Annotated in this window: 25 protein-coding genes; 10 read left to right on the top strand and 15 right to left on the bottom strand. The window is 55.2% G+C overall.

Going from position 1 to position 26,576, the window contains the following annotated elements; translation table 11 throughout:
• Positions 1–352 precede the first annotated feature (352 nt).
• On the bottom strand, positions 353–718 hold the full coding sequence (locus WC598_RS01720; protein ID WP_372959733.1) for a hypothetical protein: 366 nt from the start codon (positions 716–718) through the stop codon (positions 353–355).
• Between the two features lie 188 nt (positions 719–906).
• On the opposite strand from WC598_RS01720, the gene WC598_RS01715 reads away from it, so the two are divergent.
• On the top strand, positions 907–2,055 hold the full coding sequence (locus WC598_RS01715) for a hypothetical protein (protein ID WP_372959732.1): 1,149 nt from the start codon (positions 907–909) through the stop codon (positions 2,053–2,055).
• A 336-nt stretch (positions 2,056–2,391) separates the two neighbouring features.
• Here WC598_RS01715 and WC598_RS01710 read toward each other — a convergent pair whose 3' ends face one another.
• The 5 genes from WC598_RS01710 to WC598_RS01690 form a co-directional block, all read right to left on the bottom strand.
• On the bottom strand, positions 2,392–2,721 hold the full coding sequence (locus WC598_RS01710) for a P-II family nitrogen regulator (protein ID WP_372959731.1): 330 nt from the start codon (positions 2,719–2,721) through the stop codon (positions 2,392–2,394).
• A gap of 15 nt (positions 2,722–2,736) precedes the next feature.
• On the bottom strand, positions 2,737–3,951 hold the full coding sequence (locus tag WC598_RS01705) for an ammonium transporter (RefSeq protein ID WP_372959730.1): 1,215 nt from the start codon (positions 3,949–3,951) through the stop codon (positions 2,737–2,739).
• 327 nt (positions 3,952–4,278) lie between these two features.
• Positions 4,279–4,968 (bottom strand): type 1 glutamine amidotransferase, encoded by a 690-nt coding sequence (locus WC598_RS01700; RefSeq protein ID WP_372959729.1) that lies wholly within the window; start codon positions 4,966–4,968, stop codon positions 4,279–4,281.
• Positions 4,969–5,046: 78 nt separating this feature from the next.
• A complete protein-coding gene (locus tag WC598_RS01695) occupies positions 5,047–6,243 on the bottom strand; it encodes an ammonium transporter (RefSeq protein WP_372959728.1) in 1,197 nt (398 codons plus the stop codon).
• A 213-nt stretch (positions 6,244–6,456) separates the two neighbouring features.
• Complete coding sequence (locus WC598_RS01690) at positions 6,457–7,782, bottom strand: glutamine synthetase family protein (protein WP_372959727.1); 1,326 nt, start codon at positions 7,780–7,782, stop codon at positions 6,457–6,459.
• A 119-nt stretch (positions 7,783–7,901) separates the two neighbouring features.
• Here WC598_RS01690 and WC598_RS01685 point away from each other — a divergent pair, with 119 nt between their 5' ends.
• From WC598_RS01685 to WC598_RS01665, 5 genes are all read left to right on the top strand, one after another.
• Positions 7,902–8,954, top strand: coding sequence for a glutamine amidotransferase family protein (locus WC598_RS01685; RefSeq protein ID WP_372959726.1), 1,053 nt, complete (start codon positions 7,902–7,904; stop codon positions 8,952–8,954).
• A complete protein-coding gene (locus WC598_RS01680) occupies positions 8,951–10,462 on the top strand; it encodes a glutamate synthase-related protein (RefSeq protein WP_372959725.1) in 1,512 nt (503 codons plus the stop codon). Before WC598_RS01685 ends, WC598_RS01680 begins: the two co-directional genes overlap by 4 nt.
• Positions 10,463–10,464: 2 nt before the next feature.
• On the top strand, positions 10,465–11,208 hold the full coding sequence (locus WC598_RS01675; protein ID WP_372959724.1) for a hypothetical protein: 744 nt from the start codon (positions 10,465–10,467) through the stop codon (positions 11,206–11,208).
• Between the two features lie 5 nt (positions 11,209–11,213).
• Positions 11,214–12,233: a Coenzyme F420 hydrogenase/dehydrogenase, beta subunit C-terminal domain gene (locus WC598_RS01670; RefSeq protein ID WP_372959723.1), complete on the top strand. Its 1,020-nt coding sequence runs from the start codon at positions 11,214–11,216 to the stop codon at positions 12,231–12,233.
• A 418-nt stretch (positions 12,234–12,651) separates the two neighbouring features.
• Entirely contained in the window at positions 12,652–13,794 is a 1,143-nt protein-coding gene (locus tag WC598_RS01665; protein WP_372959722.1) for a tetratricopeptide repeat protein, read from the top strand.
• Positions 13,795–14,329: 535 nt separating this feature from the next.
• Here the strand turns inward: WC598_RS01665 and cca are convergent.
• Both cca and thpR read right to left on the bottom strand, forming a co-directional pair.
• Positions 14,330–15,697 carry a CCA tRNA nucleotidyltransferase gene (cca, locus tag WC598_RS01660; protein WP_372959721.1) on the bottom strand — a complete coding sequence of 456 codons (1,368 nt, stop codon included), beginning with the start codon at positions 15,695–15,697 and terminating at the stop codon, positions 14,330–14,332.
• Complete coding sequence (thpR, locus tag WC598_RS01655; protein ID WP_372959720.1) at positions 15,691–16,230, bottom strand: RNA 2',3'-cyclic phosphodiesterase; 540 nt, start codon at positions 16,228–16,230, stop codon at positions 15,691–15,693. Before thpR ends, cca begins: the two co-directional genes overlap by 7 nt.
• A gap of 129 nt (positions 16,231–16,359) precedes the next feature.
• On the opposite strand from thpR, the gene WC598_RS01650 reads away from it, so the two are divergent.
• From WC598_RS01650 to WC598_RS01640, 3 genes are all read left to right on the top strand, one after another.
• Complete coding sequence (locus WC598_RS01650) at positions 16,360–16,629, top strand: glutaredoxin family protein (RefSeq protein ID WP_372959719.1); 270 nt, start codon at positions 16,360–16,362, stop codon at positions 16,627–16,629.
• A complete protein-coding gene (gene nrdD, locus WC598_RS01645; RefSeq protein WP_372959718.1) occupies positions 16,629–18,812 on the top strand; it encodes an anaerobic ribonucleoside-triphosphate reductase in 2,184 nt (727 codons plus the stop codon). The genes WC598_RS01650 and nrdD overlap by 1 nt, the downstream gene beginning before the upstream one ends.
• A 61-nt stretch (positions 18,813–18,873) precedes the next feature.
• Positions 18,874–19,779, top strand: coding sequence for a zinc-ribbon domain-containing protein (locus WC598_RS01640; protein ID WP_372959717.1), 906 nt, complete (start codon positions 18,874–18,876; stop codon positions 19,777–19,779).
• A gap of 253 nt (positions 19,780–20,032) precedes the next feature.
• Here WC598_RS01640 and WC598_RS01635 read toward each other — a convergent pair whose 3' ends face one another.
• The 5 genes from WC598_RS01635 to WC598_RS01615 form a co-directional block, all read right to left on the bottom strand.
• Positions 20,033–20,449, bottom strand: coding sequence for a hypothetical protein (locus WC598_RS01635; RefSeq protein WP_372959716.1), 417 nt, complete (start codon positions 20,447–20,449; stop codon positions 20,033–20,035).
• On the bottom strand, positions 20,439–21,065 hold the full coding sequence (locus WC598_RS01630) for an ArsR family transcriptional regulator (protein ID WP_372959715.1): 627 nt from the start codon (positions 21,063–21,065) through the stop codon (positions 20,439–20,441). The genes WC598_RS01635 and WC598_RS01630 overlap by 11 nt, the downstream gene beginning before the upstream one ends.
• A gap of 111 nt (positions 21,066–21,176) precedes the next feature.
• Positions 21,177–23,324, bottom strand: a complete 2,148-nt coding sequence (locus WC598_RS01625) for a PAS domain-containing protein (RefSeq protein ID WP_372959714.1) — start codon at positions 23,322–23,324, stop codon at positions 21,177–21,179.
• Positions 23,325–23,608: 284 nt separating this feature from the next.
• Complete coding sequence (locus tag WC598_RS01620; protein WP_372959713.1) at positions 23,609–24,211, bottom strand: HEAT repeat domain-containing protein; 603 nt, start codon at positions 24,209–24,211, stop codon at positions 23,609–23,611.
• Positions 24,212–24,298: 87 nt separating this feature from the next.
• Complete coding sequence (locus WC598_RS01615; RefSeq protein WP_372959712.1) at positions 24,299–24,772, bottom strand: hypothetical protein; 474 nt, start codon at positions 24,770–24,772, stop codon at positions 24,299–24,301.
• A gap of 278 nt (positions 24,773–25,050) precedes the next feature.
• Here WC598_RS01615 and WC598_RS01610 point away from each other — a divergent pair, with 278 nt between their 5' ends.
• Complete coding sequence (locus WC598_RS01610; protein ID WP_372959711.1) at positions 25,051–25,977, top strand: DUF4349 domain-containing protein; 927 nt, start codon at positions 25,051–25,053, stop codon at positions 25,975–25,977.
• Positions 25,978–25,990: 13 nt separating this feature from the next.
• Here the strand turns inward: WC598_RS01610 and WC598_RS01605 are convergent, their stop codons facing one another.
• Positions 25,991–26,341, bottom strand: a complete 351-nt coding sequence (locus WC598_RS01605; RefSeq protein WP_372959710.1) for a PH domain-containing protein — start codon at positions 26,339–26,341, stop codon at positions 25,991–25,993.
• Positions 26,338–26,574, bottom strand: coding sequence for a hypothetical protein (locus WC598_RS01600; RefSeq protein WP_372959709.1), 237 nt, complete (start codon positions 26,572–26,574; stop codon positions 26,338–26,340). The genes WC598_RS01605 and WC598_RS01600 overlap by 4 nt, the downstream gene beginning before the upstream one ends.
• Positions 26,575–26,576 lie beyond the last annotated feature (2 nt).

The following is a 26,576-nucleotide window of genomic DNA, read 5'->3' as shown; positions in this document are numbered from 1 at the left end:
GATTACCGGCCTCCTCCATAATGAAGATGTATTCCTTTTGCCCACAATCGATCTTCCGGTTCTCCCCGGTTATGCCAAAAACCGGATCCGCAGAACAGGATCATCCCTGGCTTTCGCAGGAGATCTCTCTTTGTGTATAAGGCGGCTTTTTCCGGAATCTCGTCACCATTACCTGTCGCCACCGGGGATGCCCACGGGACAAAGCCCGGCTGTTAAGGACATGTACCCCCTCATCGCCATGTTCCATGGGGGGCCCGGATCACAAAGATCCGCCGGGGCAGAGCTCCAATGAGCAAGCCCGGCACACCCGTGAGCTATTCCGCCCGGTGCACAGATCCCAAAAAACCCGGCGTTATGCTATCCCCAGGTACTTCCGGAGCTTTGTCTCGATCTGCGCGGAGACCGGATAATAACCGGCAAGGAAATAGATCCCCGTATCCGTATCGATTGCATCCTCCAGGTCATCTTCCGCTATCCCCTGGTTCCGGTGGTCGACAACTTCGTGGAAAAAGATACTCCCTGCGGAGGGAAGGATCCGGCATAACGAGATCCGGTCATCATCTTTCCGAAGATAGTAGTAGGACAACCCGATAAGGGAACGGGGGAATTCCTGGAGTTGTCTCATCATCTCGTTAAAATCGGGAAACAACGCATCCGGTAACCCGGACCGCGATGCCGGACCTGTCCCGCCGGCTTTTTTTACTGGGGGCATGATCATTCGTTTCCTCCTCTTTACACCCGGCTGCCCTATCCCCTCGGGATACAAGAGCCCGGGTTCTCACGGGTCTAAGTCTGCATGTCCAGATAAGGCTTTTATGAAACAGCATTGACAAAAAACAAATCGCACACGCTCTTTTGAAGGCAGATTGTTATCTACTATGAGGGCAGAAATTCTTACCACTCATTATGATACCGTGGCTCAATGCCAATTTCCGGCATTTCAAACCAACAGCGGCAATAGCTATCAATGCCACGCGTCACATGAACAAGATCGAACGGAAGAAATTATTTTCACCGGATATCGAACCGATGAGAACTGCGGAAGGCAGGTGGTTCGAAGCTATCGTGTACGAGATGTTCCTTGACATCTCCAAAAAATCCGATACCATAAAATATCTCGCCAGGAAAGGTGCCGATGCCCCGGACCAGCGCGAGAACGTCCGGATCGGGCAGAACGGATTATTCTACTCGAAGTATGGCGACATCACCATACGCGGCAACGGGCAGGACCTCGCCGAGTTCGACATGCTGCTCGTGGACAGGGACAACCATGTGACCTTTGCCGAAGTGGTCACATCACCCTCTGACTTAAAAGAGTTCGAAGTTGAGATCGCGTACAAGAAAAAACTGCTCGGGTACCTCTACAACCAGAAGATTACCCCGTTTTTGCTGGTCTCGTCCTTTGACCTCTCGAATTACACGGTAGTCAAACGGCTTGCAAAAGACAAGACCAACGCCATCATCCACACGAGTTCCTGCGAACAGATCAAATCGCTTGTCAAGCATTACCGCCCGCGGATCATCTACAACCTGCCCGAGAACCATCCCAAGCTCATAAAAGCAACCGATATCCCGATGAAACACCCGTTCGACTACAAGCGGTACCACGATGACGTGAAAAACCAGATTTTCACGGAGATCAACCGGCGTCCGGGAAGGATCAATCCGGAGATTGCGGACAAGACCGGCCAGCTGGTAAAAAAAGTCCTGTACGGGGGCCTGTTCCCACCGGCAATCAAGGCGGTCTGCGACACCTACGGCATGACCGTAAAGGGAAGGATCATCACGCCGGAAGAATTTCCGAAGTATTACTCAAAAGCAATTGTCGCAACAGATATGCCGGGGTATGAACTGATCATCTACCTGCGCTCAAAGCAGAAGAAGGAATACCACAAGATGATCCAGATGAAGGACGGCCATTTCAAGTTCGAACGGCCAACGCCGCCCAAAGTCGGGTTTTTCCTCTGGCTGGAATCCATCCAGCCAACCCTCGGTTCACGGATCACGCTCCAGATCCTTGATGCGTTTTCGATAAAAGAGCGCCAGCGGGAATAAACCAGGAATCAGTTCTACGGGTTCTTTGTGGGAGGATCTGTTCTGGAGGGATCCGGTTTTTTTTACAGTGCTCTCCTGACGCGGGGGTCTGATTCCCCACGTTTCTTCTGGGAAACTGCATCCTGTGCGGAGAATTCCCGGCAGCGTTTCTGGTGTAAGAATTGCATTCTCCCCCTCCGGGGAACTATCCTCCCGGTGGATGTAAGGGGTACTGGAAGCGCAGGAACAACACTCCGGAGGAGGAGACAGAAAGGATAAAAACCGGCGTAACACGATGACCGGACCAGCTGCAGCCTGGTGAAAAAAACAAAAAAATGAATGGGGGGATTGAGAGGATTACTGCTCTGATTCCCCGGTGCGGATCCGGATCGATCTCTCGACCGGAATAACGAAGATCCTGCCGTCGCCAATCTTTCCCGTTCTCGCAGATTCCGAGATGGTGGTGATGAGCGATTCGGTTTCTCCATCCGTGACAATGATCTCGATCTGGATCTTGGGCAGGAGGTCGACCGTCATTAAGCCGCCGCGGTATTCGAGAGCTATCCCCTTCTGTTCGCCACGACCTTTGACCTCGGTAATGGTCATGCCTTTGAAACCTTTGTCCTCAAGGGCCTTTTTCACAAACTCCAGTCGTTCCGGTTTGATGATTGCCTTTATCATTTTCATGATTCATACCTCCACTTAGCACCGCTCCCCGTGCTGCGCGATATCAAGACCAACATACTCTTCCTCTTCTGAGACCCGCAGGCCGATAGTCTTGTCGATCACGACTGCAAGGATGTAGGTCACGACAAACGCGTAGATGACTGCTGCGAAAGCACCGGCTGCGTTTGCAATGAACTGGTGTACGTTTCCTTCAAGGAGGCCCGATGCACCGTTGACTGCCGCAACTGCAAAGATACCGGTTGCAAGCGCACCCCAGAGACCGCCCATGCCGTGGATTGCCCACGCATCGAGGCTCTCATCCATGCCTTTCCTGATGCGCCAGAGCATGACTCCGTAGCAGAAGATACCGCCAATCGCACCGATCAGGATTGCCGCCATCGGCGTCACATACCCGGCTCCCGGCGTGATCGCAACGAGGCCTGCAACAGCCCCGCTGACAAAGCCAAGGGAACTGGGTTTGCCGTTGATCCAGCTGACAAGCATCCATGCAAGGGCACCTGCCGCTGCAGCCACGTTGGTGGTGACGAAGGCGCTTGCCGCAAGGCCGTTAGCCCCGATTGCGCTCCCCGCATTGAACCCGAACCAGCCGAACCAGAGGAGGGCTGCCCCGAGAATGGTTAACGGGATGTTGTTGGGTTCCATGACATACTTGCCAAAGCCGACACGTTTTCCTATAACAAGTGCCAGGGCGAGTGCCGCAAACCCGGAACTGATATGGACGACCGTGCCGCCGGCAAAATCAAGCGCACCGAACTGTGCTGCCCAGCCACCGCCCCAGACCCAGTGGGCAAGGGGATCGTAGACGATCGTTGTCCAGAGGAGGGCAAACACGAGGTATGCACTGAACTTGACACGCTCGGCAATGCCGGATGTCACGATTGCCATCGTCACGGTTGCAAAGACCAGCTGGAATACCATGTAGAGTAATCCGGGAATTGCCGTGCTGTACGGCCCGGGGTCCATGCCGACATTGTTGAGGCCAAGGTATTGCAGGTTGCCGATGAATGCGTTGACCGGACTTGCCGGATCATTCCCAAACGCCAGCGAATACCCGATCACTACCCACTGGATGCTTACCAGTGCAAAGGCAACGAACGACAGGGTGATCATGGAGATCAGATTTTTCCTGCGTACGAGCCCACCATAGAAGAATCCTACCGCCGGCGTCATAATCATGACAAGCGCCGTTGAGGCAAGAATCCATGCCGTTGCTCCAGAATCTATTGCCACTTCAATTCACCTGTAAATAATCTCTCATTACTGTTTCTGCACTTAATCATTTCCAGACCCGGATTGGGAACTGGACTGAGCCGGAATACCAGCGTCGGAGGGGAAGTCCGGGGAACTGGTTGCGCTCTCATACGTTTTCTCAGTAATTCCTGCGTATCCGGTTTTTCGGGCTTGTAGAGGTGTACAATTGCCAGAAGGAAGTTGCATTCCTACTCTTATAAATATTCCGGCGCATGCGTAATTATCATCAACGGGCCGGAAACCAAAATACGGCACAAATGAAGATACTGCCTGCAAAAAAGGAAGGATTCAGGAGATTAGAAAAAATTACCGGCTGGTCCTGCGGTTCACACCCGCGCCAATGAAATCCTCCGCCACCATCCGGCAGAGCCGGTTGCTCTCTGCCAGGTACCTTGGAGTATCCCGTGCAATTACCGACTGCTGGTGCTTTGTAAGATCTTTTGACCACTCCCGGATAATGGATTCGGTCATCTCCAGGTGGAACTGGAGGCCGAGTGCATTCCGGCACGAGAAGGCCTGGTTGCGGACATTTATTCCGGTTGCGAGCAGCCGGCTCCTGATGGGAAGTGCAAATGTTTCCCCGTGAAGCTGGAAAACGTGGAACTGTTCCGGAAATAAAGAGACGATGCCGGTTGCACCGGCTGCCCGGTCCAGCGGGTGCCACCCGGTCTCGTGCACGAACGGGTACACCGGCGCCCCGCGGGCAGACGCTATCAGCTGGGCCCCAAGACAGATGCCAAGCACGCTCTGCCCGGTTTTTTCTGACCTCCTTATGAGCTCTTTTTCCTGCACAAGCCAGGGATAGTCCTCTTCATCATTGACACTCATCGGTCCCCCCATAAAGACAAGGTGGGTGGCAGACAGGGTGCGGGGAACTTCATTGGTATCGTAGAGCCGGATATAATCGAACGGTATCCCCTGTTCGCGGAAGATCGTCTCGAGATATCCTGACGGCTCGTTTCTGACATGCTGGAAGATGGCAATCTCCGGGTCCATGGCGTGTTTCCTCTTTTTCTAAGTTTTCTAAGATAGTATCCTGCTGCAGCAGATAAAAACGGGAATGGGTTCTCCCCGCTAGGCCCGTTCACCATGCTGGCAGATATCGAGACCCACGTACTCTTCGTCTTCAGTAACGCGGAGCCCGATCGTGCGATCGAGCACGGTACCTATGATCCAGGTTGCGGCAAAGGAATAGGCAAGCGCAGCAAATGCCCCGAGAGCATTTGCAACGAACTGGGAGGAGTTCCCCTCCATCCACCCGGCAAATCCCCCGATGGCTGCTGCGGCAAAGACACCGGTTGCAAGCGTTCCCCACAGCCCGCCCATGCCGTGGATCGCCCATGCATCCAGGCTCTCATCCAGGCTCTTCTGGATGCGGACAAGCATCATGTAATAACACAGTACCCCGGCAACGGCCCCGATGAGCACGGCAACAAGGGGCGTGACAAACCCGGCGCAGGGCGTGATCGCCACCATCCCGGCAATGGCCCCGCTCACCATGGAGAGCGAGCTGGGCTTGCCCCGGTACCAGCTCGCAAACATCCATGCAAGCGTACCGGCAGCTGCCGCAGAATTCGTGTTGACAAAGGCAACAATAGCGCTGCTGTTGAGCGCAAGGGCGCTTCCCGCATTGAACCCGAACCAGCCGAACCAGAGGAGCGCTGCGCCCAGGAGGGCAATCGGGATATTATGCGGCTCAAGCGCATGCTCCCCGAACCCGGCACGCTTCCCGATAACAAGCGCAAGGGCAAGGGCGGCAAACCCGGAACAGATCTCGACAACCGTTCCCCCGGCAAAATCGATGAGGCCCATCTGCTGGGCCCAGCCGCCACCCCAGGCCCAGTGGGCGATCGGGCAGTACACTACCGTCAGCCAGATAAGGCTGAAGATGATAAACGAGGAGAGTTTGATCCGCTCTGCAACAGCCGATGTGACAATCGTAATTGTCACTGCAGCAAAGAAGAGCTGGAACATCATGAACACGAGGGGCGGAAACGAGGCCGAGCCCGCCTCGGCGCTCACGCCGGTCAAGCCCAGGTAATTCAGGTTCCCGATAACCCCTCCCACGTCCGGCCCGAACACCAGCGTGTACCCGATAAGGATCCACTGGATGCTCGCGAGCGCCAGGCACACAAAGGAGAGCGCAATCATCGAGATAAAATTCTTCTTCCGTACAAGTCCGCCATAGAAAAGGCCCACACCCGGGGTCATCAGCATGACGAGCACTGCCGAGACCAGCAGCCAGCAGGTAACTCCTGTATCCAATGCCATTGTAATCACCGTAGTATTGTTGTATCCGAAGGATCGGTCTGCAGTTCATCATGCGGGCAGCGGGATCGGCACCGTCGGGCGTATACTATCCGTCAGTACTACTCATGCCACTTCCACGAGCCGCTGATATATTACAGAACGACCGGTCGACCGTTACGGGATTACAAGTCCAGACATCGACGATTGTTCGATTGATTGATAAAAAATTTTAAATTAGTAGGTAGCCAGGTACCGTTCCAGTTCCCACGGGTGGACCGCGAGCCGGAAGGCATCGGTTTCCATCTCGGCAATACGGGTGAGGTTGGTCACCACGTGTTCGCCAAGGGTGTTGCAGATGACTTCATCCTTGAGGAGCGCTGCGTTTGCCTCAGCAAGGCTTGCCGGCAGCATCTCGACCTTTAACCTCTTGCGGTCTTTTGCATTGAGGTGGTAGATGTTGGTGTTGGTCGACTCCGGTGGCAGGATCTTGTTCTTGATTCCGTCCATACCCGCTGCAAGCATGCAGGCAAAGGTGAGGTACGGGTTGCACATCGGGTCAGGGCTGCGGAACTCGGCACGGGTGCTGTTGCCACGGGCAGCAGGAACGCGGACAAGGGCTGAGCGGTTGGCTGCACTCCAGGCAAGGTAGCAGGGGGCTTCATAGCCGGGAACGAGACGCTTGTAGGAGTTGATGGTCGGGTTTGCTACACGCGTGATTGCCTTTGCGTGCTTGAGGAGACCCCCGATATAGTAAAGGCAGGTGTCGGAAAGCCCGAGTTCGGCGTTGGCGTCGAAGAAGGCATTCTTGCCGTTCTTGGAGAGCGACCCGTGGGTGTGCATACCGCTGCCGTTGATACCGGCAATCGGCTTGGCCATGAAGGAGGCGTGGAGACCATACTGCAGGGCAATGGACTTGGTTGCAAACTTGAACGTGATGACACGGTCTGCGGTGGTGAGTGCATCGCCATACTTGAAGTCGATCTCGTGCTGGCTGTCTGCAACTTCGTGGTGCGAGGCTTCAATTTCAAAGCCCATGTCGGAGAGCGCAAGGACAACATCCCTCCGGACATCTTCTGCTGAGTCCGTTGGCGCGAGATCAAAGTAAGCCCCGTGGTCTTCGAACTCGGTGGTAGGTACGCCGTCGTACATCTTGAACAGGAAAAACTCAAGTTCAGGTCCGGTATTGAAGGTGTAGCCTGACTTTGCGGCTTCAGCCATGGTCTTGCGCAGGATGTAGCGGGGATCGCCTTCGAACGGCTTGTTGCCGTACGTCTGGACATCGCAGATGAACCGGGCAACCTTGCCTTCCTGGGGTCTCCACGGGAGGACGGCATACGTAGCCGGATCCGGCTTTAAGATCATGTCGGATTCTTCAATCCGGGCAAATCCTTCAACGGATGACCCGTCGAACCAGATCCCTTCCGTGAGCGCTTTCTCGGCCTGAACGGTGGGGATGGAGACATTTTTCGGCATCCCCTGGATATCCGTGAACTGAAGACGAATGAATTTGACCCCATCCGCCTCAATTTTCTTGAGCATCTTCGTTACGTCTGCTGACATAATGGAAGAAAAGTTCCACCCAATCATATTTATATTTATTTTACTTACGCTATTGAGCGAATGCTCCTATTCAATTTCAGAAACGGTTACTAATATGGATCATTCTCCATTGTGATAATATGTGTGGTATTATAGGTGTAATTGACCGGCGCCGCCAGCTCATGGATGGCTCCAAGATACGAGAGGCCTTGGCATCCATGGACGAACGGGGGAGCGGAGAAGGTGCAGGATATGTTGCCTACGGGATCTACCCGGATTACAAGGAATACTACGCCATCCATGTATTCTTCGACAATATCCGTGAACACAAGGTGCATCTGGACAACCTGCTTGAGAAATGGGGAACGATTGTTCACGATGAACAGATAAAAACGTACGAGCAGCCCGGTCTTCGCAAGGTCCACACACCCTGGCGTTATTTCTTCCGGCCGGACCGGAGTATGATGCCCAAAAGTCTCACACCGGACGAAGATATCATCACCCACATTGTCATGAAAGTGAACAGCGAGAGGAACGGGGCACTTATCTTTTCTTCCGGAAAAAATCTCGGAGTCTTCAAGGCTGCCGGCTGGCCGGAGGATGTTGCGAACTTTTACCGCATCGATGACTACAAGGGCTACCTCTGGCTTGCCCACAACCGGTACCCGACCAACACGGCCGGCTGGTGGGGCGGGGCCCACCCGTTCAACCTCCTCAACTGGAGCGTTGTCCACAACGGCGAGATCACCTCCTACGGCACCAACCAGCGGTACATCGAGAGTTACGGGTACAAGTGCACGATGCATACCGACACGGAAGTTGTTGCTTACCTTGTCGACCTGCTGGTCAGGAAACACGGGCTTTCGGAAGAGATGGCAGTCCGGGCCCTCGCACCCCCGTTCTGGAAAGAGATCGACCGCATGCTGCCAAAGGAGCAGGAGCTCAACCGGGCCATCCGGCTCACGTACGGGCCGGCGCTCATGAACGGGCCGTTTGCGATCTGCGTTGCAAATGAGAACTCGCTGGTCGGGTTCACGGACCGCATCAAGCTCCGCCCGCTCGTCTCCGGAGAGAGCGGCGACCGCCTCTTCATCTCAAGCGAGGAAGCAGCCATACGGAGAATTGATCCGGATGTCGGCAATATCACCATGCCCAAGGCCGGCGAGCCGGTTATCGGGAGGCTGTACTCATGAGCATCGGGAGCACCCCGCTGAAATTCCGGGTCACCATTGACACGGACCGGTGCATGGACTGCGGGCGCTGTATCGAGAACTGTTCGTACGGTGTGTACCGCAGGGAAGGCGACAGGATCCGTATCAACTCCCGGAACTGCGTTGCCTGCCACCGCTGCCTCGCGTTCTGCCCGAGGGATGCCATCGAGATCGAAGAGAAACCGGGCGATTACCGGAGCCACCCGGTCTGGACCCGCGAGATACGGGAAGCGGTTTTCAACCAGGCAAAGACCGGCAAGATCATCTCCGGGGGTATGGGGAATGCCCTTCCCTGGCCGATCATCTTCGACCGGCTCGTACTCGATGCCTGCCAGGTGACCAACCCGAGCATCGACCCCCTGCGGGAGCCCATGGAGCTCCGCACCTACATTGGCAAGAAACCGTCATCGCTCTCGATTAAGGAGCACCCCGGCAGGGATGTCGAACTGCTCACAAAACTTTCCCCCAACCTCCAGATAGAGACCCCGATCATGATCGGGCACATGAGTTACGGGGCGATCAGCCTGCCGGCCCAGCAGGCCATGGCCCGGGCGGTCCACCGGATCGGCACGTTCATGGGCACGGGAGAAGGAGGGCTGCACCAGTCGCTCTACCCGTACCAGAAAAATATGATTGTCCAGGTAGCCTCGGGAAGGTTCGGTGTCGATATCGACTATCTCGAACGCGGGGCCGCAATCGAGATCAAGATCGGCCAGGGCGCAAAGCCGGGTATCGGCGGCCACCTGCCGGGTGAGAAAGTCTGCGCCGATGTTGCCTGCACCCGCATGATCCCGGAGGGCAGCGATGCGATCAGCCCGGCGCCCCACCACGATATCTACAGCATCGAGGATCTCAAGCAGTTGGTGCACGGCCTCAAGGAAGCAACGGAATGGAAGAAGCCGGTCTTTGTTAAGATCGCAGCCGTCCACAACTCCGCAGCCATTGCCGCGGGGATAGCCCGATCAGGAGCAGACGCAGTCGTTATCGATGGCTTCCGGGGAGGAACCGGTTCAGCGCCCGTGGTCTTCCGCGACCATGTCGGCATCCCTATAGAAGCGGCCATAGCAAGCGTTGATGCCAAACTCCGCCAGCAGGGAATACGGAACGAAGTGTCCGTGATTGCAAGCGGCGGCATCCGGCAGAGTGCGGACGTGGCGAAGATCATCTGTCTCGGCGCCGATGCCGTCTACATCGGGACGTCAGCGCTCGTTGCCATGGGCTGCCGTGTCTGCGGAACCTGCAACCGGGGCACGTGCGCTTGGGGTATTGCTACCCAGAAACCCGAACTGACAAAGAGGCTCGATCCCGAGACGAACGCGGTGCAGGTCGAGAACCTTATCCACGGCTGGACCCTCGAACTCAACGAACTCATGGGCGCAGCCGGCATCAACAGCATCGAGAGCCTCCGGGGCAACCGCGACCGGCTCAGAGGCTATATGCTGGATGAAGGTATCCTGAATGTCCTGGATGTGAAGACCGTGGGGGCTTAATCATGAAGACGCTCACGATCGATGCAAAAGACATTCATTATACGCCGCTGAACCAGCAGATCCGGAAAGCCGTTGCCGAGGGGGTTAAGGAGATCACCCTCAACAATATTCTCGGCCAGAGGTTCATCGGGGATGGCCTGAAAGGCGACGATGTCACGATCATTGTCAATGGCGTGCCGGGCGGCGACCTTGCGATGTTCATGAGCGGACCTGCCATCATTGTCCACGGCAACGCAGACCATGCGCCCGGCAACACCATGGACAAGGGCAGGGTGATCATCCATGGCAGTGCCGGCGATGCCGTGGCCCACAGCATGCGGGGCGGCAGGGTGTATGTCCGGGACAACATCGGGTACCGTGGCGGCATCCACATGAAGAAGTACCTGGAGAAACGCCCCATCCTTGTTGTCGGAGGCAGCGCCCGGGCATTCCTGGGCGAATCCATGGCAGGCGGACTTGTGATTGTACTGGGACTCGGGGATACAAAGCCCATTGCAGAACAGGGTGTTGGAAGCGGGATCCATGGCGGCGAGATCTTTGTCCGGGGCCCGGTTGATCCGCTCTGTCTCGGGAACGGGACGAAACAGGCACCGGTCACGGAAGAAGAGCGGGCAATGATCCGTCCGATCATCGAGGATTTCGCAAAAACCTTCGGGATCGATGCAGGTCCTCTGCTGACCGCTGACTATACGCGGATAGCCGCGGTCAGCGCCCGGCCTTTTGCGAGCAAGTATACCCTGGAGTGAGAGCGATGGCACAAAAAAATTATCTGGATTTGAAAGCCGGGGTCTGGGATACCGGCAGATGCTCGGGCTGCGGCGCCTGCGTGGCGGTCTGCCCGGCCGACGCCATCTCGTTTGAAGAAGGAGAGATGGTGGCAAGCCCGAAGAGCAACGGGTACTGCAAGCAGGCAACGGACGGGGTCCCCTGCGGGGCGTGTTACACGGTTTGTCCCCGGACAACCGAACAGCCAAAAGAGGAACTCGGCGATTACCTTGAGATGGCTGTTGCAAAAGCAGCCATCGAGGTACCCCACCGGCAGAGTGGCGGTGCGGTCACTGCAATCCTTGCCCATGCACTCGACACGGGTCTCATCGATGCCGTGGTAACGGTGACAGAAGATCGCTGGACCCTCCGGCCCTCTTCGGTTGTCATCACGAAATCTGATGTCCTCATCCAGCAGGCCGGCAGCCGGTACAGCTGGTGGGTGCCGCTGCTCTCTGCGCTCAAGACCGCAGTGGTTGAGCAGAAATGCAAGAAGATCGCAGTGATCGGCGTTCCCTGTGTTGTCCAGGCCGTTGCGCGGATCGAGGTGAGCGAAAACGATCTCCTCAAACCCTATGCCCATGCAATCCGTCTCGTTATCGGCCTTTTCTGTACAGAGACATTCGATTACACAGCCCTTGTCCAGGGAAATCTCAAAACCCGGCACAAGATAGAACCGCACGATATCCGGAAACTGGATGTCAAGGGCAAACTCGAGATCCAGAAACAGGATGGCAGCACCCAGGTTGTCCCGCTTGCTGAACTGGAGTCCTGCATCCGGAACGGCTGCCATTACTGCACCGATCTGACTGCAATATTCTCCGACATCTCGGCCGGGGCGATCGGCAGTCCCGCCGGTTCAACCACGCTCATCATCAGGACGTCTACAGGGAAAGGCTTTGTTGAGAGTGCGGTGCAGAACAAAAAACTCGTTCTTTCCGGAGAGCCCGACATCAAGGCAATCACAAAACTTGCCGCAGCAAAGATCAAGAAAAATACAAAATAATCTTTTTTTGAGGATTTCCCGGTTCCCTTCACCGCATTCGGAGCGTGACTCCCCTGCCCCCAGGACGCCATTCTGCGTTTTTTTAAGCCGCTCCGTATCCGGTCAGATCCAAATAAAGAGACTTCGACCCGGGTTTCAGGAACTGATAACCGCGTTGATGATATCGGGGGTTACGCAGATGGCGTGATGTGCAAAATCCGATCTGATGTCAACACGTCCGAAAAAAGCCCAACAATCCGGTGTACTTAAAAACGGTACCCGTTCTGACGGCGCTTGCAATCCACGGGCCGATCATTGCACCCGTCCGGATAATTCGCCGCGGGTTTCAATCCCCCGGGCAGGCTGGACCTGAGTGCCCCAGTGAAAAACGGAATTAAACTATAGTAGATGAATCAATTAAACCAGACAGGTAACAGAAATGGTGCGTTCGTTTACATTCTCAAGGAGTTCGTGGCAGAAATGGATTCTGCTGCTTGTCCTGTCAGGTATGGCAGTGATGTGGATAATGCCGGTCTCAGCCTCCCCTGCCACCGACTGGTTCGATAAAGGAAATTCTTCGTATTACGCCGGCCGGTTTGACGAGGCGCTTTTGGCATTCAACAAATCCCTTGAACTCAACCCGGATTCGGCAGTTGCGTGGACCGGCAAAGGAAATGCCCTCAACTGGCTCGGACACTATGACGAGGCCCTTTTTGCATTCAACAAATCCCTTGGACTCAACCCGGATTCGGCCGCTGCATGGAGCGGCAAAGGCTCTGCACTTGCCGGGCTTGATCGATATGATGACGCGCTTTTGGCATTCAATAAATCTCTTGAAATCAACCCGGGTGCAGCCAGAATATGGAAATTCAAAGGGAATCTGCTGAACATGCTGGACCGCAATAACGAGGCAGTTGCTGCATTCAACAAGGCTCTCGAACTCAACCCGGATTATATCGATGCACTGAACGACAAAGGCATTACCCTTTACAAGCTGGGCCGGGGCAGTGAAGCGCTGGCAGCATATAACAAATCCCTTGAACTCAGCCCGGGTTTTATCAATGCCCTGGAAAACAAAGCGCTGTTACTCGATGCCATGGGACAATATGATGAGGCACTTGTTTTCTCTGATCGAGCCCTTGGGGCAAACCAGAATTCTTCCTATGCATGGAACAGCAAAGGAAATGCACTGGCCAATTTGACCCGGTATAACGAAGCGCTGGCAGCCTATGATCACGCGACCGGCGGGCCTGTCGATTCGGAAGTGTACTACAACCGCGGTCGCTCGCTGACGGCCCTTGGCAGGTATGCCGATGCCGTTTCCTCCTTTGATACTGCGCTTGGTGCAAAACCCAATCTGACCGCAGCGCAGGTTACCGAAGTGCAGGTGGCGCGGAAGAGTGCACTGCAAAAACAGAACCCGGCACAACAGACCTCATCGTCACCCGCCATGACATCAGCTGCCCCGGGGCAGACCCCGCAGCAAACCAAAACCGCCCCGCTCACGTATGCACCGGTAAGTGCAATCGTTCTGATGGCAGGAATCGCCATATGGGTCCGGCGCCGGAATTCACCCCCATAACCATTTTTGTTTTTGGGTAATGTACTATTCCAGCCCCTGAATCCAGGAAGGATTTACGGAGTGAAAAAAGGTAAAAAAAAAATACCTGCCCAAAATTTTAATGCAAAAAGTAAATTCGTTTTGGAGCGGAAATACTGACGCTCCAGGGGCTTCGCCCCGCCGCTATGGCGCTCCGGTTGCGAAAGTGCTGTATTACCTGAATCGGGATTTTTTCGTAATACCGAGGAATCGCATGCGCCCCCGCCCCCAATGGGGCAGGGTTGGCGCAAAGGGGGGGGCGGACTGTTGTGCAGGGTAGATGTCAGGGGCTGGTTTGGCACTTTACCCTTGTTTTTTAACCGTATGGCCGGAGGCAGGATTGCCGGCGGGAATCTGCCTGATTTGAAGTAATAACAGGAACGACCAGGTCCCCCCTTTGCAGGTCTGCGGACGTTTCTCTCTCGTTAGGGGGTGAACGCATGCAGCGAAAAAAAGGAAAGCCCGTTTTCAACCCGGACTTATTTTGGTGTATCCGCCCGGCAGACACCGGCCCGTCTCACTTCTTCTGCACAACCCGCACAAGAGGCGAGCATCGCGAGAAAAAGTTCCCGATAAATGCTGCAAACTCCGCGTGCCAGCAGCCGGCTCCCTCGTCCACCGTCCAGCCGTTTGCAAGCGACTGGCGCACGTGCCGCCCAAGGCTTACCTGCAGCAGGGCACCTGAAGCAAGCAGGTCCTTTGCCGTTGTATATTCCCGAACAACCTCCATCTCGTACCGGGCGTTACTGACATAGGGCCCGGGAAGAGACGAAGAGAGGTGTTTCTCCCGGAACTTGTCGGCATTCACCCGGTTCCAGAGCGGGGGGCCGGCATGGGTGCGGATCTTTGGCAGGGTTGCAACGAGCAGCTCGAAGAGGAACATGCAGTGTTCCGGTTTCATCGTGTAATGCGCATGGTGGACGACAAAGCCGTTTCGCTCCAGGTCCTCGCAGATAGCAGCCGTGCTCCGCTTGAGCTGGGGGACAACGATCTCTTCGATGTACGGCGGGGTGGGAAACGTGATCGCGTAAAGGTACGTGCCGCGCTCAGTTACCCGCACCTCCAGTTCGTCCCGGGTGATTGCCCACGGCACCGGCAGGGCAAAGAAGTCCGGGGACGGGGATACAAGGTAGCCCCGCGCAAGCTCGACAAATTCCGCCATGCGGTCGAGTGAGACGGCTGCCGACACGTTGCGCCGGGGGTCCACGGGATCGATCACGATGAGCGGTTCATCGAACGCTTTCTTTGCATGGTGTTCGGGATCGATGATGATGCCCGGCCGCCATTCTGCCGCAGCAGTCAAAAGCCCGGTAAAGCCCCCGTAATAGAGTACGAGCAGCTCGCAGAGATACCCCGAAAATCCTTCTGTCATCTGGTCCGAGCCGTAAATCCCCCCGGCCTTTGCAAACCGTTTGAGGAGGAGGACATCGTCTATGAGACCATTGATCTTGTCCGTGATGTACCGCGTGTGAAACGGCGTCCGGTCGACAGCGCTCTGGATCTTTTCCGCACTCGCCACATTGTAACATGGAACGAGATCCACGTCGACACCATCAATGGTTGCGTTGATGTAGGGGTGCTCGGCGTACTTCTCGTGATAGTTGTCTGTGAAGCCGGCGGCGATACTGCGGGCAAGGGCAAGCCCCTCGGCCTCCAGCGCCTCCCTTGGCAGCAACGGGTCAAAGAGCATGAACACGTCGAGGTCCCGGTCGCCCCGCACCCAGGTATGGCGGGCAATGGACCCGACAATCATGCCCTCTGCCTTACCGCTTTTGGCAATAGCGGCAAGCAGTTTTTTCCCGAGACTGCAGATCTCGTCCCGCTCTTCTGCACCCGGGCGGATCTCGTCCAGAACTGCGTCTTCCAGGGGGAGACGGCTCACCATTTCACCTCCAGCAGGTCCTCGTAGACAGGGCCCCTTGGGGTAAGCGTACTCTTCTTGAGTTTCAGGCCGGTGACCGTGCAGCTCCCGTAGGTCTTTCCTTCAAGCGTGCGGAGTGCAGGAAAGAGCGAGGGATCCGCACTTTTCACCCGGGCAATCGTGGCATGGGAAAGGAACCTGCGGGTCTCGGGGGCAATGCCCAGCGGGCTGAGCACGGCGTCAATGGCGGACAGGAGCTCCTGGCCGCGCCCGGCATCGTCCAGGCGACACCAGATCGTGTGCGGGCGGTTACGGTTATTCACCGTGACTTCGCCGGCGGTGACGGCAAACGGGGCAAAGGGAATACCAAGGAGGGCATCTTTGATCTGCGGGATCCTGCCTTCATCCACGTCTCCCAAAAACTTGGCCGTGATATGGATAAGATCCGGATCCACAAAGGTCAACCGGGCAGAACAGGTACGGAAAACATCCTGTGCCGCTGCAAGCCTGCTACGGATATCTCCCGACAATTCCAGTGCCACAAATGCCCTGACCATTACGGTACTATTGCTCTATTCACCTACTAATGATAATCGCTCTTTTTACGGGACATATTGCCAGACATACCAAGATTTTTTTATTCACATACTGCCAATTGGATAGATGACAGAGTGAGGGTGTTTCCTGTGCCAGAGAATCCGGAACTGATCGTGTATACGCTAGAATTTTGTCCGCATTGCGACACATTGAAGGGTTTTTTGAAACAGGAAGGCTATACCTTCGTTGAGCGCGACCTCTCAACTGCGGAATCCCTCACCGAACTCCGGCTCAACGGGGTCTTTGTGAATGAAGCTCCCGTACTCCAGAACAACGAGGACTTCTATACATCTGCGGATCTTTTTCCCGCAGGAAACTTTGACGGAGCCCGGATAAAAAAACTCCTTTCGGGTGAGTAATGGCGCACTGGGAAACCAAACAGCTGACCTTTGAGGGATTGGCAGTTCCGGCTCTCCCGCACGTCCGGACAACGGACGGCCACATTGTAGACTGGGACCGGAACAGGATCGTCCGCCAGATCGTAGAAGAGACAAAACTCGTTGAAACCTTTTACGGGTACAAGGGTGCCAGCGAAGGGGTCGCACAGGAGATCGCTCTCGATGTTGAGAACCGGATCAAGAACATGGGACTCAAGTCGCTCTCGGGTCCCCTCATCCGCGAGGTAGTCAACATCGTCCTCTTAGAGCGGGGCATGGTGCAGTACCGGAACGTCTCAACCCGGGTCGGGACGCCGGTCTTCGATGCGCACCTCATCGATGTTGGCAGGGGCTTTGAAGCGCACGACAATGCCAACCTCCAGGAGAATGCCGAGACCTCGCACAAAAAGAAAGCCGACAAGATCTCAAAAGAGCAGTACCTCCTCCAGCTTCCGCCGGACCTGGCCGATCACCACCTATCAGGCGAGATGCATATCCACGACCTTGAATATTTCGGCACCCGCCCGTTCTGCCAGGACTGGGACCTGCGCTATTTCTTCTACTATGGCCTCATGCCGGACGGGAACGGCACAAAGGCTTCAGTTGCCGGCCCGGCAAAGAGGGCGGAAGTAGCCATCCTTCACGCAGTCAAGGCGCTCGGGTCCGCCCAGACAAACTTTGCCGGGGGCCAGGGGTACTACAATTTCCTCACATTCCTTGCCCCATTCATGGAGGACCTGCCCTACGAAGAGATCAAGCAGATGGTCCAGATGTTCGTGTACGAGATGACCCAGATGATGGTTGCCCGGGGCGGCCAGCTCGTCTTCTCGTCCATCCAGCTATCTCCGGGCGTTCCCACGCTCTGGCAGGACAAGCCCTGCGTGTACAAAGGAAAGGTCTGGGATGGCAAGTCAGCACCCTTGAGAACGTACAGCGAGTTCGAGCGCGAGGTAAGGCTTCTCTTCAAGGCACTCATGGAAGTGATGCTTGAAGGGGATTACTGGGGCAAACCCTTCAATTTCCCCAAGCCGGAGATCTCGATCGAGCCGGACTTCATGAACGAGCGCGAGGAGTTCAACAAGAAACATCCCGACCTGCCCACCTACCAGGAACTCTACCTCATGACGTTTGAGCTTGCCTCGAAATTCGGCACGCCCTATTACGACAACCAGCTCCCCGCCTACCGCGGCGCCGGAAAGGGCATCTCATGTTACCAGTGCTGCGCCTACCAGTTCTCGACCGTTGCCGACGAGGACTCGGATTTTGACCGGAAACTCATTTTCAGTGAAGGGAAGCACTTCTCCATGGGGTCATGGCAGGTGGTCTCCGTGAACTGCCCCCGGGCAGCGTACAATGCGGAGGGCGACGATGCCCGTCTCTTTGCCGAACTCAAGAAACTCATGGATGTTGCCGTCGAGATCTTCAAGATCAAGCGCCGCTGGATGGACCTGATCCGGGCCAACAGCCGGATGCCGTTTGCCATGCAGCGCCCCAAGGATCCCAATACCGGTGAACGGGGCGCAATTGCCGTTGATCTCGAAGGGCTGGTTTATACGATCGGGGTTGTCGGCGTCAACGAGATGGTCCAGCACCATACCGGCAAGCAGCTCCATGAATCAAAAGCAGCGTTCAAACTCGCCATCCGGGCCATGACCGAGATGGAGCTCTATGGCCGGGAACTGAGCCGGAAAAACAACATGACAATCGCCCTTGCCCGCACTCCCGCGGAGACCACCGGGCAGCGCTTTGCGGTTGCCGACCTGCTCGACCGCCGCTACCATGACTTTGCCAAAAACGTTATCAAGGGCGATATAGATGCAGGTCTTGTAAAACTCGGCAAGAGCCGGGACCTTCCCATCTACTACACAAACGGCACCCATGTTGCGCCGGGAGCAGATGTACCGCTGACGAAACGGATGGATATCGAGCATGTCTTCTTCCCGATCGTTGACGGCGGCAATATCTTCCATATCTGGCTTGGCGAAGCCCGGCCGGATCCCCGGGGGCTCATGGACATGGCAATGAAACTCTGCCGCAATACCCAGATCGGGTACTTTGCCTTCACCCGCGATATCACCGTCTCGCTCCGCCAGTTCCATGACCTTCGGGAGGACCGCAAATCCCTTGCGGACTGGTCTCCTTCGGACCTGCCGATCAAAGCATAGGCACCCGGTGCCCCTGAACAAGAACCTCCTTTTTTATTATGCACCGGGATGAATACCGGATATGGGAAACCATTTCTGCACCGCATGCGGCGAGGCACTTTCCGACGGTGTAAAATTCTGTGAACATTGCGGGGCCCCGGTGGACATGGACGCGTCCTCACTGGATTTACCGGGCTCATCATGGGAGTTACCCCCCAAAGAATTCCGGCAGCCCTCGGAAGGTTCACCAAAGAAGCTACCGGTCGCAGTTCTCGCAGGCATCATTGTTGTCCTTGTTGTTGCAGCAGTCCTTGCTCTCGTTGTCCTCCCGGGCGTTTCCAAAAATATCCCCACGGAGATACCGGAAACCCCGGCACCCGCCGTAACGACTATGATTCCGGATACCCCGGCACCGGTTCTCACAACCCGGACCCCAAGGCCAGATCCATACCCCGGGGCGCTCCGGATCAAAGACAGTTTTCCCTTTGGCTCCGGTGAGGTTGCCAGTCAAGGCACGGTATACCGCGTCTGGATGAACAGCACCTACCACTGGCACAATGACATGGATAACCGGTATTATACCCAGAAACCCCATGCGGGCAACAAATACCTCATCATCTTTGTAAACGTGTACAACAACGGGACAACACGGGTCTGGCCCCCGGCAGCCGGCACCATCAAAGTGCATTATGAGGGCACCGGGTACTCCATGGATTCCACGCATTATCTCCCCAACAAAGCGTACGACCGCAAGGCCACCCCTATCGAAGTACAGGAGATCCAGTATTACCCCAAGCTGTTCGGCTCGGAGTACGTCGAGGATTACGGCTACTCTCACGGGGACCAGACCGCATACCTGTACCCGGGAAAGAGCAATGCAATTGACGGTTACATCATCTACGAAGTTCCCGAATCGCTGACGCTTGACAGGGCCTATGCCCGGATTGCCTTCAACGGGGCTGATGTGGGCGTGTGGAAACTGGGGTAAGGAACAACACCTCCCGGGGATTCCTGCGGCAGAACGGATTTCCCGCACTTTTTTTCAAGAAACACGGTAAGGGCCAAAGACAGGAACGCAAATCCGTTTTATCGATATGCCGTACCCAGTGTCAACAATCCAGGCGGAGACCGTGCCGCGCCGGGGGGGTTTGGATCTCCTGCCCGGGCGAAAACAGGATGTATCCTTATGATAACGACACGCAGAGAAAAAACAGGTGTCCGGAACTGCAGCTCTCCGGTTTTCAGAGGATATTTTCTTTTTTAAGAGCTATATCCATCACACCGCGGTGGATGCGGTAATAACTGTGGATCCGGTCAACAGGATTGTCCAGCATGATCGTAGTGACGCGATCATCCACGCAGATCCGGACACAGTTCGTTTCGATATCGGCAAAGGGGGCCGTCTTTGTGCTGGCTGGCAGTGCGGCGGTGATAAAGACGTCATCTCCCGATTCCACCACTTCGTACGGAACCTCCCCGTCATCCTCGGGCATGCCGCCACGGAAGGTTTCCGGGTCATCGGACGGGTGACGGGTGATGATGGTATACCCGACAATCCGGGCATGACGGCTCTCGGGCATATCACGGACAAGATCTTCTACAATCTTTGCCAGGTTGTTGAACAGGTCATCGTAGGGACCATTCGGGTTATTCTGCATGGACACCTCGGAGCAGGTACCGCTCATCCTCCCGTGTCACGATCCCGGTCCGCTCGCACCGTTTCAGGATCTCCGCAAGCTCCCCTGCGGGGAGACTGGTTGCCTGAACCAGCTCGTCCAGGGTTAAGGATTCATGGGAGAGGGCAATTATTACGGTAATCTCTCGTTCGCTCCTGAATAAATCCTTATGGTTGTGGGCAATATCGTTTATCATCATCTCGATATCGTGGTTGACCTGTTCGAGGTTTGCGAGGATCCGGTCGTGCGAGCGGATCATCCGGCCGAGCATGGATACTGCCTTTTTCAGCCGCTCGTTCTTCTCGTCATCTTCTGCAGAAACCGCGCTGATGATCCGGATTTCCTTGAGGCTGACATCGATGAGGATATCGTGTGCAAGATAGTAGTATTTCCTGCGCCGCTCATCCATCTGGCAGGAAAGTATGGTCTCCTTCTCCATCATCTGGAGATGGTCGATGACCGCTTTGGGCGAGAGCATGAGCGTATCGGAGATCTCGGTGACAAAACAGGGTTTCTGCCGCAGCAGCTCGATTATCCGCCGCCGGTTCCGGTTCCCGAGTATATCGAGCAGCCGGGCAACTTCAACGCCTTCGCTCATCCTTACGTAATGTTAGTGAAGGGACTATTTAGGATTATTTCCTGCCCCGGGGGACATGAACCGGCCTGGTTTTCAGGTTCCGGCAGGATATGAGCCGGAAGAGGGGGGAGGTTACAGGTACCGGAATTTATTGAGCGGGACAAGAATGATAAACCGCACCCCCGCCTTCGGGTCCCCGGACTCCGTGATGGTAATGCCGGTAAATGCCAGGAGATCCCGGATAAGGAAGAGACCCTGCCAGGTTTTCGGCGACTCTTCGAAGAGGAAGATCTTCGCTTTGTTTTCCTCTGGAATACCCGGCCCGTTATCCTCGTACACGATTGCGAGGCTGTCCCCCTCCCGGTGCGCGGACAACCTGATCCGGGTGATACGTGTACCGCCGTAATTGAGGGAGTTCAAAAGCAGGGTAAAGAAGATCCTTGGCAGGAAGGGATCGGCAAATATCTCGGTCTTCTCAATATCTGCCCTGATCTCCACATCGGTACCGGGAAGCATATCAACGGCGTCGTAAAAAGCATCCCGGACCGGCTGCCATTTCGGGGAGGTGATCCCGCGATCCTGCATGCTGCGCATGAACGAGATCTGGTTCCGGATCGACTCGACGGATATGATCGTCTTGTCAAAAAATGCCTGCATTGCTTCCGGCGTGGTCATGAGCTGCGCCCGTTCCAGGGATTCCATGATCACCGAGAGATGATCGAGGATATCGTGGCGGGTAAGACTGAAGAGCAGTTCGGTTTTTAAGTGGATGGCCTCCTCGGTTAAATCCTCGGCAATGCCCAGCAGGTAGCGTTCGGCTTTCTCTGAATTGAAGATCGGGACAACAATTACATGGATGATCCGGTCGCCCTGTCCCCGGATGGAGATAGTCTTGGTCTTTAAGGCAATCCGGTTCAGGCGGGCTTCAGTGTCCTCCTTCTCGATCTGGGAAACCAGCCCTTTGGAGAAGAGTTCGCGGTCGGCCTTTCCGATAATGTCTCCGGCATGCAGGCCGAACAGGTTCTCACTGGCCTTGTTCCAGTACACGTATTTCCCGTCCCCGACATTCTTCATGAAGATCGCAATCGGCAGCTGGTCGATCATCTCCTGCTGGAAGATCTCATCGTCCTTCATCTTCAAAAAGGCAGATTTCAGCGAATCAACCATCGTGTTGATACTCTCTTCAAGAACCTGGAATTCGCGGACCGGCGGGCTCCCGATCCGGTGTTCGAGATCGCCTGAGGCAATCTTTTCCACATCGGTGACGATACCGGTGATCAGCCGGGTCAGCCTCCGCGAAACGACAAGGGCAAGAATACACCCGAGAAGAATCGCTGCCAGCGAGATAAGCAGGTGGAAAAAGAGGAGTTTGTCGAGAGAGTCGTGCATCAGGTCGGTGTTATACGTGATCTCGACAATCCGGCTTGGGTCGGACCCGTACTTGTCATCCCTGAGATCAACAAACAGGTACCGGACGGTTCGCGAGGAATCCGGGCTTGACACTTCAAAGGTTGAGCGTGTACGGATCGTCTCATTGAGATAATCCCGTACAACCGGCTCCGGTCTCGTACCATTGCTGACATACCTGCCGAGCGTGTTGAAAACCCGGTATTGTACAACGTACGGGTTTCCATACACGATATTCCGGATATTCTTGTGGGCATCCAGCTTGGCATTCATCGCATCGTAGGAGGGTCCCGCAAGTCCCAGTTCGAGCACGTACTTGTGATCCACCGTTGGCATGTAGGCATATTTCCGGTACTGTCCTGCACCCAGGAGTTCGTGAACTACCCGGTCCGGGAAGAAACCGGTAGAATTACGGATAGTGGAGAGGTACTTGAAGAAGTACGGGATCTGCTTAAAATCCTGCCCAAGTTCCGGGGCATAAGTAGTGGCAACGATGATCCCGTTCTCGTCAATGACATAGATGTCGAAACCCTCCCCGAGACCCGCTTGTATGGAAGAAAGATCCATCCTTGCGGGGTTATGACCGGACCGCTCATATTCATTCTTTACCGATATGAGCCCTTTCTGCATCCGGTCGTTGATGCTGTCATCGAGGATGTTCGATGCAGTGTCCGTAAGGTGGAGAGCTTCAATGATGTTCTGTTCGGTCTGGAACTGGAAGTGATGGGCTTCGCTTTCGAAATTATTCTTCGTGACAATATAGTCATTGGCGGTCAGGAGCACCCCCATGCAGATGACAGGGATTATCATGAAAAGGAGAATGAAGAGAGAGAGGGACCGGCTCTTCTGTGTGGGTTTATTGTTAGGATTCATGAGATTCCCGGAATGAAACGAACCGCTGGGGTTTTTTTAGCTCTGATACATTATCCATTTCGCCGTCACCAGAAACACTGCAATGCAGGTTAGCGGGCCTGCCATATTCACCGTGCCGTGACGTTGAGATCCGATCGTATTGTATTATCCAAATCCGCCGAATGTATCCAACTACACCAGATATCATTTTGGCAGATAAAAATCCTGTTATTTACCGTTTGAGGTTGCGGCGGTATATGTCGGGCTTTTCTTTTTGGGGCAAAAAAAAAGGAACTGGGAATAAGTTACTTCAACGCTTCAGCAATTGCTTCTTTTACGTTCTCATCCGGCTCGGTTTTTTGCGCCTGCCTAAGGGCATCGAGTGACTTCTCCCCGCCAATGGCCCCGAGAGCCCGGACCGCCATCATCCGGACATACTGGTTCTCGTCTTTTAACAGGATGATCATCGGTTCAATTGCATTGGAGTCCCCCAGTTCCCGGAGGCCTTTGGCTGCCATGTAACGGACATGGTCGCGGTTGTCATTGAGCCCCTGGATGAGCGGTTTGACCGCTTTCTCGTCAGCAATCCGGCCAAGTGCTTCTGCTGCACGGTACCGGGTCTCCCACTTGGGCTCTTTCATGGCGGCCGAGAGGGGAGCGATGGCAGCCTGGCCAATGGCAGAGAGCGCCAGGGTTGCCTGCTCACGCACGGATTTATCGAAGTCACCGAGCGCTGCGATAAGCGGCGGGATGGCACGGGGGTTCTTCGCTTTTCCAAGGAGGTACGCCACATACTGCCGGATATTGGGATCCGTGCTGTCCAGCAGGCGCTGGATCAGTCCATCGACCCCCAGTTTCTCCAGCTCTTCAAAACCTTCGGGTTTTTTTGGTATATTGAGTTCGGTCATAGTATATCCATGAAGTATCGCTTGTTTTCTTATATAAGGAGTGTCACCACGTTTTCCGGGTTTTCCGAGGCAAAAACCATCTGCAATTCAATAAAAACCCATGCTGCCTGCAGTCTTGTCAAAGTACTGCGCCACAGAAAGGACTTCATGTGCAGTAGCGGGGGGAAGGTCCTCACGGATCAGGATCCTGCGGTACGTGTGTCGGAGCAAAGATACGGTCTCGCCGAGATCGTGGGGGAGGACAGAGAATTCATCGGACATCTGATATGCGAGATAGTTCCGCAGACCTGCAACCTGGCAGATGCCGGTGCAGACCAGCTCATCTGCCGGACTGGTATTGACCCTGTGCAATCGCAGGTCCACGTTCAGCTGCACTGCCCGGAATAATCCGTCCTGGACCTCATCGAGGATTGCATCCATGGAAGGATCACAGTTTCCTGCTGACGGGCAGGAACGGCAGACCGGTTTTACATCCTCCGGTGCGAAAAAACTCGATCTGCGCGCAAGGTTAATACCGGCAGTATTCTGTACAGCGTGTTCAGGGTAATGTTCAGTGAGCATCGACGGTGTCTCCTTTCCGGGTTCCCTGTTGGGAGGGAGCCCGGATTCCGTTTTTTGAGGGCCGGACGAGATACACTTACGGTTTCCCATGCCCTGCATCTGGTTACACGGTCAGCAGCCGGGGTATTAAATTCGTGAAATCCCCCGGGTTGGATCCTGGAACCTGCAGGTTATACGAACAGGGATCTCCAGTCTGCGAGATCGTATTTTTCCGGATAACTGCCAGAATGTTCGCAGTTAACGCTTGATATTTATATTCACGCAGAGATGCTTTGTGTATGAACCACAAAGGCTTCGCACTTCTTGCGCTTGTGATTATTGCCATCCTTGTCACCGGCTGCATGGGACTTCCTGCCACGTCTACCAGCCAGGGTCTATCGGTAAAAGAGGTTTCCTACTCAAGCGAGAATTACGGGGGAGTCGCGTCAGACCGGCATGCAAGTCTGGCTGTCAGCAGTGCCGCACCCATGGCGGTGCCCACAGCGGCCCCTGCCGTTATTGGCGGTTCGGGATCAAGCGCTGTCGAGACCAAGATAATCAAGACCGCATACCTGTCCCTGGAAGTCAAAGATGTACCGGGAACCGTGGAAAGTCTCAAGGGGATTGCCACGGCAAAAGGCGGATACATATCGTCAACCAGTGTCCAGAAGAACTACAATGATGTTCTGACCGGGACCGTTGTCTTAAGAATCCCCCAGGCTGAATTCGACACCACCCTCGCCGGCGTAAAAGCGCTTGGCACGGTCAAATCCGCATCCACCCAGGGGGAAGACATAACCGAGGAGTACGTTGATCTCCAGGCCCAGAGAACCTCCTACCAGAACCAGCTTGCCCAGTACAATGCTATCATGAAGCAGAGTACCAAGGTTGAGGATATCATCAAGGTCCAGGTACAGATAGACCGCGTCCAGACCGAGCTCAACCGGCTTGACGGACGGCTGAAGTACCTCGACAGCCGGGTAGCGTACTCGACTATCACCGTCAACCTCCAGGAGCCCGAACCGGTCGGCGGCGACAGCGGGCGCAGCTTCATCTCCACCATCAACGAGGGCATTGCCGGGTTCTTCGGCATGATTGACGCCATTGTCATCATTCTCTTAACCCTGCTGCCGCTCATCATCATCGGGGGAATCGGCTACGGGGTATACCGTTGGCACAAGGGAAAGAAGCCGGCCGTTGAGAAAAGTGAGATAAAAGAGAAATAATTTTTTGGCGTTCTTACCGGCCCTGTTTTTTCTGTTCTTCGAGAAGGATCCGGATCTTTGTCAGCTCATCGAGAATTTTCTGGTCAGTTGTTGCCGGCAGGTTTTTTTCTCCACCGGTCCCGTCACCGGGCTGGGGCATCTGCCGGATCATGGACCGGATAAATTCCCGGAGTTCCTCAGCACTCGTAACACCCTCAATTTTTATCTCTGACGCCACCTGGCCGGAATATCCCGCAGTCTGGATGGCAAGGGTGGATATGCCAAGAGCCCGCATCACCGGGCCCTGCCTGATATCCAGGTTGGTGATCCGGTTGTAGGGCACAATCCCCGTAGTCCTGAACCAGATGCCGCGCTTCCAGCTCATCTCATCTTCGCGGAGCTCGTACCCATGCTCTCGTAATACAGGTGTACCCAGAGTAGGAAGATGACAATGAGTGTGATGACGAGAATCGCACAGAGCACGAGGACATTTGGACTCATTTCGCTTGCAAGGAGAAGCGGGAAGACCGAACAGCAGAGAATCAGCAGGAGGAACAGGATACAGTTCACCGCGAGGCTCACTTTCAGTGCCGCATCGGGTTTAAACGGAGTATTCAAAG

The sequence above is a fragment of the Methanoregula sp. genome (genome assembly GCF_041645475.1).
Lineage (GTDB): Archaea > Halobacteriota > Methanomicrobia > Methanomicrobiales > Methanospirillaceae > Methanoregula.
Note: the sequence above shows the minus strand (reverse complement) of the source record. Positions and strands in the feature narration are given on the sequence as shown.

Coding starts and splice junctions, on each gene's coding strand:
- WC598_RS01700 (WP_372959729.1), bottom strand. CDS start 4,968: ATGGACCCGGAGATTGCCATCTTCCAGCATGTCAGAAACGAGCCGTCA.
- WC598_RS01635 (WP_372959716.1), bottom strand. CDS start 20,449: ATGCAGAATAACCCGAATGGTCCCTACGATGACCTGTTCAACAACCTG.
- WC598_RS01670 (WP_372959723.1), top strand. CDS start 11,214: ATGGCACAAAAAAATTATCTGGATTTGAAAGCCGGGGTCTGGGATACC.
- WC598_RS01605 (WP_372959710.1), bottom strand. CDS start 26,341: ATGAGCTGGAAGCGCGGCATCTGGTTCAGGACTACGGGGATTGTGCCC.
- WC598_RS01720 (WP_372959733.1), bottom strand. CDS start 718: ATGATCATGCCCCCAGTAAAAAAAGCCGGCGGGACAGGTCCGGCATCG.
- cca (WP_372959721.1), bottom strand. CDS start 15,697: ATGGTGAGCCGTCTCCCCCTGGAAGACGCAGTTCTGGACGAGATCCGC.
- nrdD (WP_372959718.1), top strand. CDS start 16,629: ATGGCGCACTGGGAAACCAAACAGCTGACCTTTGAGGGATTGGCAGTT.
- WC598_RS01710 (WP_372959731.1), bottom strand. CDS start 2,721: ATGAAAATGATAAAGGCAATCATCAAACCGGAACGACTGGAGTTTGTG.
- WC598_RS01630 (WP_372959715.1), bottom strand. CDS start 21,065: ATGAGCGAAGGCGTTGAAGTTGCCCGGCTGCTCGATATACTCGGGAAC.
- WC598_RS01675 (WP_372959724.1), top strand. CDS start 10,465: ATGAAGACGCTCACGATCGATGCAAAAGACATTCATTATACGCCGCTG.
- WC598_RS01715 (WP_372959732.1), top strand. CDS start 907: ATGATACCGTGGCTCAATGCCAATTTCCGGCATTTCAAACCAACAGCG.
- WC598_RS01620 (WP_372959713.1), bottom strand. CDS start 24,211: ATGACCGAACTCAATATACCAAAAAAACCCGAAGGTTTTGAAGAGCTG.
- WC598_RS01685 (WP_372959726.1), top strand. CDS start 7,902: ATGTGTGGTATTATAGGTGTAATTGACCGGCGCCGCCAGCTCATGGAT.
- WC598_RS01665 (WP_372959722.1), top strand. CDS start 12,652: ATGGTGCGTTCGTTTACATTCTCAAGGAGTTCGTGGCAGAAATGGATT.
- thpR (WP_372959720.1), bottom strand. CDS start 16,230: ATGGTCAGGGCATTTGTGGCACTGGAATTGTCGGGAGATATCCGTAGC.
- WC598_RS01695 (WP_372959728.1), bottom strand. CDS start 6,243: ATGGCATTGGATACAGGAGTTACCTGCTGGCTGCTGGTCTCGGCAGTG.
- WC598_RS01690 (WP_372959727.1), bottom strand. CDS start 7,782: ATGTCAGCAGACGTAACGAAGATGCTCAAGAAAATTGAGGCGGATGGG.
- WC598_RS01610 (WP_372959711.1), top strand. CDS start 25,051: ATGAACCACAAAGGCTTCGCACTTCTTGCGCTTGTGATTATTGCCATC.
- WC598_RS01640 (WP_372959717.1), top strand. CDS start 18,874: ATGGGAAACCATTTCTGCACCGCATGCGGCGAGGCACTTTCCGACGGT.
- WC598_RS01615 (WP_372959712.1), bottom strand. CDS start 24,772: ATGCTCACTGAACATTACCCTGAACACGCTGTACAGAATACTGCCGGT.
- WC598_RS01625 (WP_372959714.1), bottom strand. CDS start 23,324: ATGAATCCTAACAATAAACCCACACAGAAGAGCCGGTCCCTCTCTCTC.
- WC598_RS01680 (WP_372959725.1), top strand. CDS start 8,951: ATGAGCATCGGGAGCACCCCGCTGAAATTCCGGGTCACCATTGACACG.